At 41.4% G+C, this 16,498-nt stretch carries 14 protein-coding genes; 10 read left to right on the top strand and 4 right to left on the bottom strand.

Annotation, left to right across the window (positions count from 1 at the left end):
• The first annotated feature begins 56 nt into the window (after positions 1-56).
• The 4 genes from O4M77_RS08605 (at position 57) to O4M77_RS08590 (ending at position 1,983) form a co-directional block, all read left to right on the top strand.
• Complete coding sequence (locus O4M77_RS08605; protein WP_005097312.1) at positions 57-362, top strand: integration host factor subunit beta; 306 nt, start codon at positions 57-59, stop codon at positions 360-362.
• Positions 363-384: 22 nt separating this feature from the next.
• Positions 385-750 carry a lipopolysaccharide assembly protein LapA domain-containing protein gene (locus tag O4M77_RS08600; RefSeq protein WP_005236124.1) on the top strand — a complete coding sequence of 122 codons (366 nt, stop codon included), beginning with the start codon at positions 385-387 and terminating at the stop codon, positions 748-750.
• 243 nt (positions 751-993) lie between these two features.
• A complete protein-coding gene (gene pyrF / locus O4M77_RS08595) occupies positions 994-1,674 on the top strand; it encodes an orotidine-5'-phosphate decarboxylase (RefSeq protein WP_166139453.1) in 681 nt (226 codons plus the stop codon).
• 87 nt (positions 1,675-1,761) lie between these two features.
• Entirely contained in the window at positions 1,762-1,983 is a 222-nt protein-coding gene (locus tag O4M77_RS08590) for a hypothetical protein (RefSeq protein WP_005236122.1), read from the top strand.
• Between the two features lie 101 nt (positions 1,984-2,084).
• Here O4M77_RS08590 and O4M77_RS08585 read toward each other — a convergent pair whose 3' ends face one another.
• Positions 2,085-2,993, bottom strand: coding sequence for a lysine exporter LysO family protein (locus O4M77_RS08585; protein WP_323713341.1), 909 nt, complete (start codon positions 2,991-2,993; stop codon positions 2,085-2,087).
• A gap of 65 nt (positions 2,994-3,058) precedes the next feature.
• Positions 3,059-4,555, bottom strand: a complete 1,497-nt coding sequence (locus O4M77_RS08580) for a flavin-containing monooxygenase (protein WP_180130657.1) — start codon at positions 4,553-4,555, stop codon at positions 3,059-3,061.
• 144 nt (positions 4,556-4,699) lie between these two features.
• Between O4M77_RS08580 and O4M77_RS08575 the strand changes: the two genes are divergently transcribed.
• The 5 genes from O4M77_RS08575 to O4M77_RS08555 all read left to right on the top strand — a co-directional run bounded on the left by O4M77_RS08575 (position 4,700) and on the right by O4M77_RS08555 (position 12,133).
• A complete protein-coding gene (locus tag O4M77_RS08575; protein ID WP_180068789.1) occupies positions 4,700-5,707 on the top strand; it encodes an AraC family transcriptional regulator in 1,008 nt (335 codons plus the stop codon).
• 83 nt (positions 5,708-5,790) lie between these two features.
• Complete coding sequence (zapE, locus tag O4M77_RS08570) at positions 5,791-6,942, top strand: cell division protein ZapE (RefSeq protein ID WP_166135048.1); 1,152 nt, start codon at positions 5,791-5,793, stop codon at positions 6,940-6,942.
• A 363-nt stretch (positions 6,943-7,305) separates the two neighbouring features.
• A complete protein-coding gene (locus O4M77_RS08565; protein ID WP_180014285.1) occupies positions 7,306-9,471 on the top strand; it encodes a malate synthase G in 2,166 nt (721 codons plus the stop codon).
• 464 nt (positions 9,472-9,935) lie between these two features.
• Positions 9,936-11,378 carry an aldehyde dehydrogenase family protein gene (locus tag O4M77_RS08560; protein WP_180053400.1) on the top strand — a complete coding sequence of 481 codons (1,443 nt, stop codon included), beginning with the start codon at positions 9,936-9,938 and terminating at the stop codon, positions 11,376-11,378.
• 92 nt (positions 11,379-11,470) lie between these two features.
• Positions 11,471-12,133 carry an SOS response-associated peptidase family protein gene (locus tag O4M77_RS08555; protein WP_159124314.1) on the top strand — a complete coding sequence of 221 codons (663 nt, stop codon included), beginning with the start codon at positions 11,471-11,473 and terminating at the stop codon, positions 12,131-12,133.
• Between the two features lie 83 nt (positions 12,134-12,216).
• On the opposite strand, the gene O4M77_RS08550 is transcribed toward O4M77_RS08555, so the two are convergent.
• Positions 12,217-12,681: a MarR family winged helix-turn-helix transcriptional regulator gene (locus tag O4M77_RS08550; protein WP_323713340.1), complete on the bottom strand. Its 465-nt coding sequence runs from the start codon at positions 12,679-12,681 to the stop codon at positions 12,217-12,219.
• A 961-nt stretch (positions 12,682-13,642) separates the two neighbouring features.
• Here O4M77_RS08550 and O4M77_RS08545 point away from each other — a divergent pair.
• Positions 13,643-15,166: a TerC family protein gene (locus tag O4M77_RS08545; RefSeq protein WP_323713339.1), complete on the top strand. Its 1,524-nt coding sequence runs from the start codon at positions 13,643-13,645 to the stop codon at positions 15,164-15,166.
• A 475-nt stretch (positions 15,167-15,641) separates the two neighbouring features.
• On the opposite strand, the gene thiM is transcribed toward O4M77_RS08545, so the two are convergent.
• A complete protein-coding gene (gene thiM, locus O4M77_RS08540; protein ID WP_323714098.1) occupies positions 15,642-16,475 on the bottom strand; it encodes a hydroxyethylthiazole kinase in 834 nt (277 codons plus the stop codon).
• Between the last annotated feature and the right edge of the window lie 23 nt (positions 16,476-16,498).

The raw sequence follows: 16,498 nt of genomic DNA, 5'->3' as shown, positions 1-16,498 counted from the left end.
ACAGGTTATTATCGGAAAATAGATCCCGAGTAGCTTGATAATTAAAGAGGTCGCAGATGACTACTGAAGCACTTAATAAGTCTGACTTAATAGAGCGCATCGCGCTAAAGAATCCGCATTTGGCTGAACCTTTAGTGGAAGAAGCAGTTAAAATTATGATTGATCAAATGATTGAAGCTTTATCATCTGATAACCGTATTGAGATTCGCGGGTTTGGCAGCTTTGCATTGCATCATCGTGAGCCTCGCGTGGGTCGTAATCCTAAAACAGGTAAATCTGTTGAAGTTGCAGCAAAAGCTGTTCCACACTTTAAGCCAGGTAAAGCACTTCGTGATGCAGTAAACGAATCTGCAAACAAATAAACAAGATATTTACGGGGTGTTCATGCGTTACGTTCTGGTCATTCTTTTATTGCTCGTCTTTGGCTATTCATTAGCTTTGGTATTGCAAAACGGCACTGAGGTCTCAGTAGACTTGTTATTTACTCAAGTTCCTGCAATGCGCTTAGGGTTATTGCTCCTTTTGACTCTTTCCTTAGGAATAGTGGTTGGCTTGTTACTCGGTGTGCAGGTTTTCCGTGTTTTTCAGAGCAATTGGGAAATTAAACGGCTACGTAAAGATATTGAGCATCTGCGTAAGGAACAGTTGAATACTGCCAAGATGATGGCAGCAGAAGCGGCAGCTCATACACGACATGAGAAAACAGTATTAGATATTAATTCTAATGACAGGCCGTCGGCACCGCTTTAGACAAAAATGAGAAGTCGAAGTAATCTACTGATTTTTTTACTTCGCCTGTTTTGATTAAACGCCTTTTAGCTTAGCTTCTAAGGCGTTTTTTTATTGTTAAATTATATTTAGAAAAAATATATAAAAATTATATAAATAAATGACTTAATTTGAATCAAAAAATCATTTTTGCGAAAATATTCTTGGTTGTTATAGGGCTAATCCGTATAATGGTTTAATTTTGTCAATTTGAAGGGTCTTCTCATGAGTATCATCGTTGCACTGGATGCTAAAAGTCAATTTGATGCCTTAACGATTGCAGAGCAGCTCGATCCCGCCTTATGTCGAGTAAAGGTGGGCAAAGAGTTATTTACTCATGAAGGTCCTATCATTGTAAAAGCACTTCAAGACAAAGGTTTTGACGTGTTTTTAGATCTGAAGTTCCATGATATTCCGAATACCACTGCACAAGCGGTATGTGCTGCGGCAGACTTGGGCGTGTGGATGGTCAATGTCCACGCTTCAGGTGGTCGTAAAATGATGGAGACCTGTGTTGAGCGTTTAAAAGCAGGTAACTATAAGACTCAACTCATTGCGGTAACTGTGCTGACTTCAATGGGACGTGAAGACCTGAAAGATATTGGCTTAGATATCGAGCCTAATGAACATGTAAAACGTCTGGCTCAACTGACTAAAGACAGTGGCCTGGATGGGGTGGTCTGTTCCGCACAAGAAGCGAAAATGCTGCGTGAAACCATTGGACAAGACTTTGCACTGGTCACTCCTGGGATTCGTCCTGAAGGTTCAAATGCAGACGATCAAAAACGTATTGTGACACCAAAACAGGCAATGCTGGATGGATCAACACATCTGGTGATTGGCCGACCAATTACCAAGTCGGAAAACCCTCGTCAAACTCTAAAAGATATTTTGGCAACATTGTAATTCCGGTTACCTGATGAAAAGCCTTTCATATGAAAGGCTTTTTTTATACATTGAGAAAAGCTGTATAAAAATAAAAAGGAATTTCAGATGAGAATAATAAAGACACCAGAACAAAAAATGCTAGAACAAAGGCTGGAGATGGAAAAAATAGCAGATCAGTTTGAGCAGCAGGAAAAATATAAACAACAGGCACAGTCGGGCTCATGGGACTGGATGTCAGGCCTTGATAGCATAGATATTGTAGAACTCGCTTCAGAGATGATGGAGACAGTAGGAGATTCATTGAGTAGGGTTGATTTGAATTTTTAATATTCCGTAGTTTATTTTATTTCTAATTGAATTCCCCTAAATCCCCCTTTATGAAAGGGGGACTTCTCCTCCCTTTAAAAAAGGGAGGTCGGGAGGGATTTTTAAATTACCGCCAACACACTTACCGCTACTGGCGCCAATACAGATAAAATAAAACCGCTCACCATGGCATGTGGAATAAAATCATTGCCACAGGCCTGTTTGACCATGGGTAAAGTCACATCCATCGCAGTCGCCCCTGCAGCAGAAATTGCTGATCTTGGGTAACGCCAGCCGGCACAATACATCAGTAAAATCGCAAAAATTTCCCGAAACAGGTCATTCATCAGGGCAATACTACCCAGTTCTGCATTTCTCAGTTCTGTGACGACAACACCCGACATGGAATAAAAACCATAACCTTGCGACAGCATAATCAGGTCTTTTAAATGAATATCTGGATTCCAGAAAGAATAGACAATTGCTGCCACGCATGAACCAGCAATACAACCTGCCGGAACCAGCAGGATTTTCCAGTTCAACCATGAGCGATCAAGTGGTGAATAGGCAAGATCCAGTCCAATCAGAAACATAAAGACCAGTAATAAATACCAGGTGCTGATTTGAATAGAAAGACCCATTTGAGTGAAACTATAATGCAGCAAGTAGCCAGCGGCTAAGGCGAAGAACGCATAACTGATATTGATCAGTGATTTAATCACTAGCTCAGTGGAGACTCGTCCAGAAGAAGGTTGAAAATCTGCCCATTTAAAGAGCAGATAACAACAGCCAAATGCCCCAATAGAGGTGAGAAAAGCAATTGTAATAGAGGTATTTAGAATCTGAGCAGGATGAGGTAATTCCGCTAAAAGTTCAGAAAACTCAAAAGCGATGGCAATCAGCAAAATATAACTAAAATACGGAAGAACCTTAAAGCAGATTTTTGTGAGGGGAGCAGGAAGCCGTTTCGCAAAAACAAAGCCAAGTGCTAAACAGACCAGAAGTTGGGATACTAACCAAAGCGATTGCATAATAAAAAAGTATGATAAATCAGTCTTTATTATGCCATCGCTAGCACTATGTATGTGAAGGGCTTTTAACTGGCTTTATTTAAAAAATAGTAATCTGCCGCATTAAGGGTTTTGATTTTGAGCCAGTATTTCCAGGTATAAGTGGGCCACAAGGCAAAATTTTTCCCACCTTCCTGTTGATACCAGCTGACACAGCCAGATTGCCAGACCGTATTGTCCAGCATATGTTGGACATCTTGATTGAATTTTTCCTGTACCTGATCTTTGACCACAATTGCATCACTATGTGATTGATCCACTAGGGCGATCATTTGCAGGATATAACTTACTTGCGCTTCAATCATGAAAAGGACTGAATTATGTGCCAGCACAGTATTTGGCCCTAATAACTGGAACAGGTTCGGAAAACCTTTCACACAGATTCCATAATAGCTTTCGGCACCATCTTTCCAGACATCATTTAAGTGAATGCCATTCAGGCCAGTGCAGTCAAAATTTTTCAGATAAATTCTTGGATCAGTAATAAATCCGGTACCGTAGATCAGGCAGTCAATCGGACGTTCTTTACCATCTACTGTAATAATACTGTTTTCAGTCACTTCACAAATGCCTTCAGTAACCAGTTCCACATTTTTACGGTTAAAGGTAGGGAAATATTGATTAGACACCAGAATCCGTTTACAGCCCATGATATAGCCTGGAGTTAACTTCTTGGCAGTTTCCTTGTCCTTGACCTGATAGCGAATATAAGCTTCAGCCAGTTTCTGAGCATATTTCATGACAGTTGGTTTAACGATAGGCACCACGCGTGATTCATTGGACCAGTACAGGCGAATCCGGTGTAACTTGCGGAACCATTCATATTTGGAAAATAGCTTTTTTTCCAGGTCATGATATAGGCGCTCATCCCGTGGAATAACCCAAGCCGCAGTACGTTGCAAGACATAGAGCTGTTTGCATTCGGGTGCAATTTCAGGGATATATTGAATTGCACTGCCACCAGTCCCAATCGATGCAACATTTTTTCCCTTGAGATCATAATGATGATCCCAGTGAGAAGAGTGAAAGATTTTACCCTTAAATTTTTCAATGCCCGTAATATGAGGAATTTGAGGAACATGTAAAGGACCAGAGGCAAATACTACAAACTGGGCTTCCAGAATGCTTTGATCCTGCAGATGGATCTGCCATAAGCATCGGTCTTGCTGGTAATGAACCCCAAGTACTTCGGTATTCAGCCGAGCAAAAGCCCGAAGATTATAATGACTGACTAAATCCTGAATATAGCTAAAAATTTCCGGTGCTTCGGCATAGCGTTTTGACCAGTCAGTTTTGGGAGCAAAGGAAAGGGAATACATATGTGATTGCACATCACAGGCTGCTCCCGGATACTGATTATCGCGCCAGGTTCCACCAAAATCGCTATCTTTTTCTAAAATAATAAAATTATGGATGCCTTGCTGCTGTAAACGTATTGCCATCGCTATCCCGCCAAAACCGGCACCGATAATGGCCACTTTGGTATAAGGATGGGTGTGGGTAGGGCTTGTATTGTCCAGTATCTTCGCATTCCTTGCTTATTTTAATAATGGATAATTATCTTGATTTATTAACTGGCCATTAGATATAAAATTGATCTAAACGGCAATAGCCGACTGCTTATTTTTATAGTACAACTAGAGCTATCACATTGTATTTGTATGGTTATGAAACGTTCTGTTCTCAGTCTGATGTATCTGATCCAGGGCATGCGCAAGGCTGGCATAGAGGTCGATCAAAAACTGCAAAATATCGGCTTGCGTGTTGATGCGCTTGATCCGACTTCAATTATTCACCCAAGCGTGGAATATGATGTGCTCAAGGTGGTGGGTCAGGATATCCAGCCAGAACAGGGTTTATTGATCGGCCAGCATTATGCTTTGGCAGGTTATGGGCCTTTGCTGATGTTGCTGGTGACCAGTCCAACCGTACGTGATGCGATGCATCAGGTGATTCGTTTTCAGCAATTGACGCATCTTACCGGTCAGTTGGGAGTGGAGCAAAGTGAGTACCGCAGTGCGCTTTGCTATTATCCCAAGAAAACGGAAGATCATCTGGGAATGCTGGTCGCGCAAGCTGAGATTTCAGGTACTTTCAAGTTCATTCGCGATATTTACAAGATGATGGGTTTGTCCAAGCCTGACTTGCAGATTGAACTGCCTTTCGCCGCACCGGAACAACCTGCTACCCAGAAAATCTATCATGATTATTATGGAACACAGGTACAGTTTGGTGCTGCAAGAGCTGCATTCTGGTTTGATGAGGCCATTTTGGATATCCGGATTCCTTCAGCAGATGCGGAGACCTTTGCAGTCTATGAAGCAAAGTGTCTGGCTGAACTGGAACGTCTGGCGGAAGATGCTGATGTCCCGACTGTGGTACAGCGAGTACAGGATTATCTGGAGCTGCAAACCGGTTTGATGCCGAGTATGGCTGAAACGGCTCAGGCTCTGAATATTCCAGAACGTACTTTACGCCATCAATTACAGCAGTTCGATACCAGTTATAAACAGATTCGCGAAGAGATTATTAAAGATAAAGCTTTGCGACTCATTGAATATAAACAGTATTCGATTGAAATGATTGCAGAGTTATTGGGTTATTCCGAACCGGCTGCTTTTAACCATGCCTTTAAGCGTTGGTTTGGGCAAAGTCCTCGGCAATATATAAAATAGCCTAAGTTAGTTAATGCCAAAGTGTTATAGTGTGCGTTCTAAACTCCGCTATAATTAAACAGATCCTGAATAGTACGAAACCTATGTCCGATTTTAATTCACAGCACAGCACCGCTTTTAGTCCGATCTCTCCTGCAGAACGTTATGCACAGGCTTTGTCTTCAGGACAGTTTATGCCTGATGATGCACAGGCCATGGCAGTACATGAGCTAAATCGTACCTGGCTGGAATTAATTCAGCGCTTTAAAGCGTCTAAGAAAGCCTTTCGCCGTTTCCGCCGTCAGACTTCGCCGAAGGGTGTATACATGTGGGGCGGAGTAGGTCGTGGCAAGACCTGGCTAATGGATCAGTTTTATGAGTCGATTCCATTTCGCCGCAAAACCCGTATGCACTTTCACCATTTTATGCAGCATGTGCATCGTGAGTTAAACAAGCTTTCAGGCCAGCGCAATCCGTTGGATCTGGTAGCGGATCAGATTTATAAAGATGCTGTGGTGATCTGCTTTGATGAATTTTTTGTATCTAACGTCACCGATGCCATGATCCTGAGTGATCTGTTCCAGAAGCTGTTTGAACGTGGCATTACGCTAGTAGCGACTTCGAACATTGCGCCAGATGGTTTATATAAAAACGGGATTCACCGTGACCGTTTTCTGCCAACCATTGAAATGGTCAAGAAAAACTGTGTCATTCTGAATGTCGATGCCGGTGTGGATTACCGTTTACGTGTCTTAAAACAGGCGCAATTATTCAAATATCCACTAACGCACGACAATAAAAACTGGTTGGCACATCGCTATACCGCACTGACTCAAACCCAAACCTCTTCTCAAGAGCCAATCATCATCAATAACCGCATTGTTGAAACTGTGGCACATACTGAAGATGTGTTGTGGTGTGAGTTCTCTGAACTATGCCTAAAACCGCGTAGTCCGGCTGACTTCATTGAAATTGCGAATATCTACAATACGGTATTGGTCAGCAATGTGCCGCATTTAACCGATTTCCTGAATGATGCCACACGCCGTTTCATTTATCTGGTTGATGAATTTTATGACCGTGGAGTCAAATTGCTGCTAACTTCGGAAGATAATATCGTTGATCTTTATAAAGGTGAGCGACTGGCTTTTGAAATTGAACGGACTCGTTCACGTTTGCTGGAGATGCAATCAGATGAATATCTGCATTCTGAACATCGTCAGATCGAGAAAATAGCTTCAAGCGAGCCTGAATAAATACAACAAGCGCTGGTCATGACCGGTGCTTTTTTATGCATTTCATTGCGTCAAAGATCGACAAGCTCAGCCAAACATGGCTTAATCTTGATCTAAATAAGACCTTGTATAAAAAGAACGGACAACTTTTATTCAAAAATCTGAACTTAAGTCTAATTTCTACATTTCAAAAACTTTATACACTGTCATGAGGGTATTTAGCAGGATGATATTGCATCGTGTGAGACATCATTTAATAAGGATATGAGGGTATTCTTATTGGAGAAATGCTCATTATTTTACGGTGTGATAGTACTATTCAGCTAGATTTTAATCGGTATACTAGAATCTCTTGTATAAAAAGTAGCAATATCAGGAAAGACAATGACTGCACGTATTCAAAAAGGCAAGTTAGCGATTGCTAAAGAACTTTATGATTTTATCGAAAATGAAGCATTACCAGGTTCTGGTTTGGACAGCGAAACATACTGGAAAAACTTTGAACAAGTCGTTGTTGATCTTAGCCCTAAAAACAAAGCACTTTTGGCTAAGCGTGATGATATTCAAGCTAAAATTGATGAATGGCATCGCAATAACACATTTGAATTACAAGCTTACAAAGCTTTCTTGACTGAAATTGGCTACTTATTACCAGAAGTAGAAGATTTCCAGATCAGCACTGAAAATGTAGACGAAGAGATTGCACTATTGGCTGGCCCACAGCTGGTAGTTCCAGTACGTAATGCACGTTACTGCCTGAACGCAGCGAATGCACGCTGGGGTTCTTTATACGACGCTTTATACGGCTTTGACGTGATCTCTGAAGAAGATGGTGCTGAAAAAGGTAAAGGCTATAACCCGAAACGTGGTGAAAAAGTTATCGCATTCGCGAAAAACTTCTTAAATGAAACATTCCCGCTGGCACAAGGTTCACATGCTGATGTAACCAAATATGCAGTTGAAGGTAATGCCCTGGTTGTAACGCTGAAAGACGGCTCTACCACAACTGTTGCGGATAGCTCTAAATTCGTTGGTTACAATGGCGAAGCTTCTGCACCGACTGAAATCGTACTGAAAAATAATGGCCTGCATGCAATCATCCAAATTGATGCAAACAGCCCAATTGGCCAAACAGATGCAGCAGGCGTAAAAGACGTTGTGCTTGAAGCAGCTGTAACGACGATTCAGGACTTGGAAGACTCTGTTGCAGCAGTTGATGCTGAAGAAAAAGTAGAAGGCTACCGTAACTGGTTAGGCTTGATGAAAGGTACGCTTGAAGAGTCTATCGAGAAAAATGGCAAGACCATTACCCGTAAACTCAATGCTGACCGTACTTTCAAAAATGTTGAAGGCGGTGAGACCAAGGTTCATGGTCGTTCATTGATGCTGCTTCGTAACGTTGGTCACTTGATGACAAACCCGGCGATCCTTGTAGATGGCGAAGAAATTTATGAAGGCATCATGGATGCATTGGTCACTCCATTGCTTTCTGTGGCTGATATCCGTGGTGAGAACACGATCAAGAACTCACGTACCGGTTCTATGTATATCGTTAAGCCAAAAATGCACGGTCCAGAAGAAGTTGCATTTGCGGTTGAACTGTTTGAACGTGCTGAACAGGCGCTTGGCTTACCTGCGAAAACCCTGAAAATCGGTATCATGGATGAAGAACGCCGTACTTCGGTTAACCTGAAAAACTGTATTGCTCAGGCGAAAGACCGTACCATCTTTATTAACACCGGTTTCATGGATCGTACAGGTGATGAAATCCATACCTTCATGGAAGCAGGTCCGTTCGTGCGTAAGGGCGAAATCAAAGGCCAAAAATGGTTCCCAGCTTACGAAAACCGTAACGTCATGGTAGGTCTACAAACAGGTCTACGTGGTAAAGCACAGATTGGTAAAGGCATGTGGCCAAAACCAGACATGCTGTTAGACATGTACAAAACCAAGACTGAACATCCTGAAGCAGGTGCAAGCTGTGCATGGGTTCCATCTCCAACAGGTGCAGTGATTCACGCGATTCACTACCACCAAATTAACGTGGCAAACCGTCAGCAAGAATTGCTTGCAACTGAAGCGTTGCCTTTAGATGATTTGTTAACTCCACCTCTTGCAACTGATACCAATTGGTCTGAAGAAGAGAAACTGAAAGAACTGGAAAATAACTGTCAAGGTATCTTGGGTTATGTCGTTCGTTGGGTTGATCTGGGTGTAGGTTGTTCTAAAGTTCCAGACATCAATGATGTGGGCTTGATGGAAGACCGTGCGACTTTACGTATTTCTTCTCAGCACGTTGCAAACTGGTTACGTCACGGGATCGTAACGCGTGAACAGGTTGAAGAAGTAATGCAACGCATGGCGAAAATTGTGGATGAGCAAAATGCGAATGATCCACTGTACAAGCCAATGGCTGCTGACTTTGACAACAGTATTGCATTCCAGGCTGCTTCTGATCTGATCTTCAAAGGTGGTGAACAGCCATCAGGCTATACAGAGCCGCTTCTACATGCAGCTCGTTTAAAACTTAAAGGTTATACAGGTGACTAATCCTGTAACTTGAAAAAAAGCCTCTTCGGAGGCTTTTTTATTGCTCTTAAAAAAGATCTAAGGATAAAAATGTTCTTTTGGAAGGTAAACTAACTGACTGAACACCTAAAACAGAACAATGTCACAGAAGAAAATTTTAATAATAATTATCTGTTAAACAGTAGCTTTATATCTGCCAGTTGGTATTCCTATGAGCGTTTACAGTTCCTCATGCTGGGTAGCTGTAGAGCTTTGGATAGTGATATTTAAGACTCAGTTTAATTCGCAATTTTTAATTTCTAAGAATCGTATTTTGGCTGATGTACTGGAAGATTTAAACTGCGATAAAAGAGAATCATGCATCAGTAAGTTCCACTTACTTATAAAGCTAAAGATAAAAGCGTAACAATTCGTCGCTGTCACTTCCATCCTGAAATGGCTCTGCTAAAGTAAAAGCAAATCAATAAATTGCAGGGAAGAACAGCATGGCATATCAACATTTGGATCAGCAGTTTATTGCGGGTCAGTGGCAACCCGGCCGTTCCCAGAAAATGATTCAGAATCTGAATCCCTACACCCAAGATACGATCTTTACTTTGCAGTCTGCCAGTACAGCAGATGTGGATGCGGCTTATGCTGCAGCTGATAAAGCCTTTCAGCAGGGTGCTATTAAATCAGTTGAGTTAAGACAGCAAATCCTGCAAAAACTACAACAGGTGATTCAGGCATGCCAGGATGAAATTATTGACTGGTTAATTCTTGAGTCTGGAAGTACCCGTTTTAAAGCTGGTCTGGAAGTTGGCGCTGCTTTATCTATTATTCAGGAAAGTCAAAAATTTCCAGAACAGATCAAGACTGAACAGTTGGAGAGCAAAGATCCACAACGTAAAAGTCTGGTACTGCGTAAACCCTTGGGTGTGATTGGCGTCATTAGCCCATGGAATTTTCCATTTCATTTATCCATGCGTTCGGTAGCAACAGCGATTGCCTGTGGAAATAGTGTGGTACTCAAGCCAGCAAGTGATACACCAGTGACAGGTGGAACCTTATTAGGCAAATTGTTTGAAGAAGCTGGTTTACCCGCAGGTGTGCTCAATGTGGTTTCAGGTGCAGGCAGTGAAATTGGTGACTATTTTGTCGAACATCCGATTCCAAAAATGATCTCATTCACGGGCTCTACTGAAGTCGGACAGAATGTAGGAAGTAAAGCCTTAGCCAGCCCTCGAATTAAACGTCTGGCGCTGGAACTGGGCGGAAATGCGCCACTGGTGATTCTGGATGATGCAGACCTTGATCTGGCAGTAGAACTGACAATCATGGGGCGCTTTATGCATCAGGGACAAATCTGTATGAGCACCAATCGGGTCATTGTCGATGCGTCTATTCATGATGCCTATGTGGAAAAACTTTTAGAGCGAGTGAAAACTGTTGCTGTGGGTGATCCAAATCTAGAAGAGACCATCATTGGGCCGATTATCAATCAGAGTCAGATCAAAAAACATCAGCAGATTATTCAAAGTGCAAAAGAGCAGGGTGCAGAGCTGGTATACGAAGGGGGGATAGAAGGTAATCTGGTCTATCCACATATCTTTACTGGGGTAGCACCTGAATCTCCACTGGCTCAGGAAGAAAGTTTTGGACCGATTCTGCCAGTACTGAAAGCTCGTGATGAAGCACATGCCTTAAAGCTGGCCAATGATACCCGTTTTGGCTTATCTAGTGCGGTTTGTACCTCGAATATTGAACGTGGTATTAGTTTTACAGAACAGCTGGATATCGGTATGACTCATATCAATGGTATTAGTGTGGCAGATCAGGCTAATGCTCCGTTTGGGGGAGAGAAAAACTCTGGGCTTGGGCGTTTTAATGGACGCTGGATTTTTGAGGAATTCACCCGTACTCACTGGCTGACTGTACCCAGTGAATAATATTAAATGATAGAAACTTATCCATAATCCATACAGGTTTAAGCTTGGCATCAAGCTATAATCAGAGCATCAAGTAATCTGTCTGATTAAGCATGTGTGCCAACTTTAAGCCTTTAACTTCGCAGCAAATACATGATCTGGGCTTACCGGAAATTCCCTTTGAATATCCGGAAGAAGTCTATCCGAATTATGCTACACCCTTGTTATTTCAATCTGATCAAGGTCTGGAATGGCGCTCGGTTAACTTTGGCTTTATTCCCAAATGGGCAGAGGATAAAACGATTGGGACAAAAACCTACAATGCCAGAAATGAAACTTTGCTGCAAAAACCAACCTTTGCAGAAGCGACAGTCAAATGCAAGTTTGGGGTGATTCCCGTCTCGGAATTTTATGAGTCAAAGTATTTTGATAATAAACCACAGCGCTGGGGCGTCAGACGCAAGGATGGAAAAGCGACCTTTATTGCGGCACTCTATGAAATTGCACGGGTGCAGGATGAAATTGTACGTTCGGCCAGTATGATTACGATGGATGCAATAGACCATCCCATGATGAAAGAGTTTCATGAGCCGGGAAATATTAAACGTTCAGTCATTGTGATTCCGCATGAACGTTTACATGAATGGCTGAATCTCACACAACCGGATATTCGCAGCTTTGTACAGGGATTTCCAGTAGAGGAGTTCGAATGTTCACATGTACCAAAAGAAAGAATCAAAAAAGCCAGTCCACAACTGAACTTTTTTGATTCCTAAAACCTAGAAAGCAATGGCGGATCGTTAATTATTATAAAAGGTGTTATTGATCTCGCCAGCTAAATTCAAAATTGAAAAAATACTTAACGGGCCAAGTTTTTAAAGATATGGCGTAAGCTTTCCATAGTTTTTTCAATTTGTAATGGGGTTAGCCCTTCAAATGACTGTTCCAGTACAACATTGGTCAGGTCATTAATTTTATGAGTCATTTCCATTCCTTTTTCAGTCAGCACGACACGGGTAATACGGGCATCGTCTTCACAGGAATAGGTTTCAACCATACCTTCATCTTTTAAGCGATAAACGATCTTGGTGGTTGTCGACATTTTAGATACGACCATTTCTGACAAGTCAGAAACGCTGGCATGTGGTTTGGCTTTAAGAGCAAGCAAGATACGGCGACGTGAATTATCGACACCATACTTTTTAAGTGCATGATCTACATTTAGGACATATTGGGCATGAACTTGAGTCACCCAGTAGTATGGAAAGTTTTCTAAATTAAACTCTTCTGCACAAGGTAAAAATTTTGCATATTTTTTAGTCATGAAATGTTCCTTTTATTTATTTTTCTAGGGCACTGACATTTTATGTAAAAGTTTATACATGTTTCAACCTTTATTTTTAAAATGTTAACGAGATTGCATTTGTTAGATCTTCTTAACATCAAAAAAATCAGGTGATTTACGTGTTGTAGATCAATCGGGGCAAATTGTAACTGTCTTTATCCAGATGAATGGCATTGATATGACATGCAAATCTTAAGACTCCAGATTAAATTTAGAGTCTGAATAAGAACTAGATTGGCAAACCATATGGATAAATGGCCGACCTGCGCATATCTTACTTTTGGTGAGTATGCGGAAATACAATTCAAAATCGATGCTGTTTAAATGAATGCTCTGATACATTTTTTAATCTGTAGCACGATGCAGATTCGGACTTCTCAAATCTGATCGAAAGCTAGAGCGAGTACATTTAAATTGGTCACTCATCGAATAAAACCGTTTTGGATGAGAAACTTATGCATCTTTTTGATCCCACGACTAACTATTTATAACGTGTATGAACTATTTTAATAAAAAATCCATATTTAAAATATGTCTTTAGATAAGTGGATTTAAGGGACGTAGCAGGATAGTGGATCATTCAATATTTTATGATGTATGAAGAGATATGAATATTAAGAGAAACAGTAATTTATATCTCAGGCTTCTATCAGATAGATTTAATGGGCTTAGGGTCAAAAAGAAGCTTAAATTTTCTTTAATTTGTAATGAGTTATGTAGAACATAACAGGTTCAGGCCAATGATTTGAAAATTAAAAGATTTTAGAATAAGGAAAGACAAAGCGGTGCAACAGTTTTTCATAAATTTTATTGTTCAAAAATCATAAGTTTATGCATAATAGATACATCTTAAGTCGAAAAGGTTAAATTAAATGGATCCCTCGCCGTGCGTTGATCTTCCATATTCGTTGCTTACATACTCAAACGGGATGGTGTTCTAATGGAATTTTTATTAGATCCCGGAATTTGGGTTGGTTTAATTACTCTTATTATTCTCGAAATCGTTTTAGGTATTGATAACCTAGTCTTTATTGCTATTCTGGCTGAGAAACTTCCCCCTGAACAGCGTGATAAGGCCCGTGTGATTGGTCTATCCTTGGCCTTGCTAATGCGTTTAGGTCTGTTGTTCGCGATCTCTTGGTTAGTCACCTTGACTCAACCGCTTATTCAATTATTTAACTGGACCTTCTCCGGACGGGATTTGATTCTGCTCTTTGGTGGTTTATTCCTGCTCTATAAAGCTGTTACCGAACTTCATGAAAAAATTGAAGGCAAGCCTGAAATACAGGTTACGACCAAGGTGGCATATGCAGGCTTTACAGCAGTTGTGGCTCAGATTGTCATACTGGATGCCGTATTTTCACTGGACTCGGTGATTACCGCCGTAGGTATGGTTGATAATATCTATGTCATGATGGCGGCGATGATTATCGCGATGGCCGTGATGTTATTGGCGTCTAAACCATTGACTAACTTTGTAAATCGTCATCCTACGGTCGTGATTCTGTGTTTGAGCTTCCTGTTACTGATCGGGATCAGCCTGATAGCAGAAGGTTTTGGTTTCCATATTCCGAAAGGCTACATCTATTCCGGTATTGGCGTTGCAATTGCAATTGAAGCCTTTAACCAGTTTAGTCAGCGCAATGCTGCGAAACATAAAGCCAAGATTCCGCTGCGTCATCGTACCGCTAACAGTATTCTCCAACTGATGGGCGCCAAACTAGAGACCACAAGTACTACTCAGCATGAAGCACAGGAAACCTTTGCGGATGAAGAACGCTATATGATTGGCGGAGTATTGACCCTGGCAGAGCGTTCTGTAGCATCGATCATGACCCCACGAAGTCAGATTTCCTGGGTCGATCTGGAGGATAGTCCGGAACAAATCCGTGAAAAAATCCTGTCTGTACCCCACAGCCTGTTTCCGGTTTGTCGGGGCAGTCTGGATAAGGTGATTACCATCGTTCGTGCCAAAGAGCTGTTAGATGTACTGGATGAACCGGAAGAGTTAAAAGCTTTGATCAAGCGTCATCGCCCTATCTATATCTTTGAAAGAATGAAGGTGATTGACGCGATTAATACCTTACGTACCTCAAAAGGCTCTCTGGTGCTGGTGAGCGATGAATTTGGTCATGTACAAGGTCTGATTTCACCGCTAGATGTGTTTGAGGCAATTGCCGGTGAATTCCCGGATGCCGATGAGCAGCTGGATCTGGTCAAAGTTGATGATACACACTGGATTGCATCTGGTATGCTGGATTTGTACCAATTAGAACTTGAGCTCGGTATGCTGGATCTGATTGATGAAGATGCAGGCTATATCAGTGTTGCCGGTCTGATTCTGGATAAAACCAATAGTGTGGTCGAGGTAGGCACTGAACTGAACTACCAAGGTATTCAATTCAAGGTAATGGAAATCGAAAATAACCGGATTAAGTCGGTGAGTATCCATTATCAGGGTTAATCGCCTGTCTTGATTATTTTTTGAGTCAGTTGCTTAAGGGCAACTGACTCTTTTATTGAATATTATTTATGACTTAGATATTAATGCTCACCTAAGCTTATTCTTCAGGCTAAATGGAGTATTGAATATTTCGGAAGCCAAGAATGCGTAATAGGTTTTACAGGTTTAGAAGTAATAAATCTTACTGAAGTATCAAAATCCAGACATGCTTTATTTAGAATTATTAAACAAATTTAAATAAAGTTTAAAAATAAGTGTGAATTTGACTAAGTGGTAAAATATATATTTCACGTAATTTTGAAAGATATTAGTCAAATTCGAGATACAAAAGCTCATCCAAAGCTTACACAATACTCAGCTTGAGCGCTTGAAAAATTATTTTTGCCAGATTAGGGCTGAATTTAATTATCTAAAAATAAGTTGAATAGTGTAATAGGGTGTTCTATGTGTTCATTATAAAACACCCGACTGATGCTTAATCCGCCAAAATCCGAAAATCTGCATATTGACGGATCGTTTCTATATTCAATTGATGGATCTCATCGGTAAATGCAGCATTAAACTGGCCTAAGGTCGGTGCTTTGGCAAAAGCCAATTGACCGGCGATTGCAAAATGAACATGAGCAGAGAGCGCTGCGATCGCAGGAGAACTTACTGCACTATACGCTGCAATCAGGGCCCCTAGGGCACATCCAGTTGCTGTGACGCGCGGCTGTAAATATGAACCGCCTAAAACCTGAATCACTGGATAATCTCTGGAAATGATGTAATCAGACTCACCTGAAATAGCGATACATTCACATTGCTCTAGTAAAGACTGCGCCTGTAGATAGACTTCTGAGCTATCGACAGTGCTATTGACGCCTTTGGACTCGATATTTTTCCCTGCCAAGGCACCAATTTCTGAAGCATTTCCCCGTAAAATTGTGGGTTGATAGGTCATGAGCTGATCCACAACACCTGAACGCCAATGCAGTACATTTCCATAACCAACAGGATCTAGTACCCATGACTTTTGAATGCTGTGTGCTGTTTTCGCAGCAATCTGCATTGCCTCGACCTGTTCAGTAGTCGGTGTTCCCAAATTTAAACTGAGTGCCCCGGTAATTTTGACAAAACCCTCTGCTTCAAAAGGATTATCAATCATGGCGGGCGAAGCATTCGCAGCCAGCAAGATATTGGCCACATAGTTGCTGGCCACCGCATTAGTCATCACATGCACCAAGGGTTGCTGCTCTTGAAGCAATGACCAGGCTTCACAGATCTGATCGAGAAAAGTATTTTGTAATTGTTGCACGGAAGTATTCATCATCATGATCTTTCAAATATGAA

The sequence above is a fragment of the Acinetobacter sp. YWS30-1 genome, from assembly GCF_033558715.1.
Taxonomy (GTDB): domain Bacteria; phylum Pseudomonadota; class Gammaproteobacteria; order Pseudomonadales; family Moraxellaceae; genus Acinetobacter.
The sequence above is the reverse complement of the archived record's forward strand: the minus strand, read 5'-3'. Positions and strand labels throughout refer to the sequence as shown.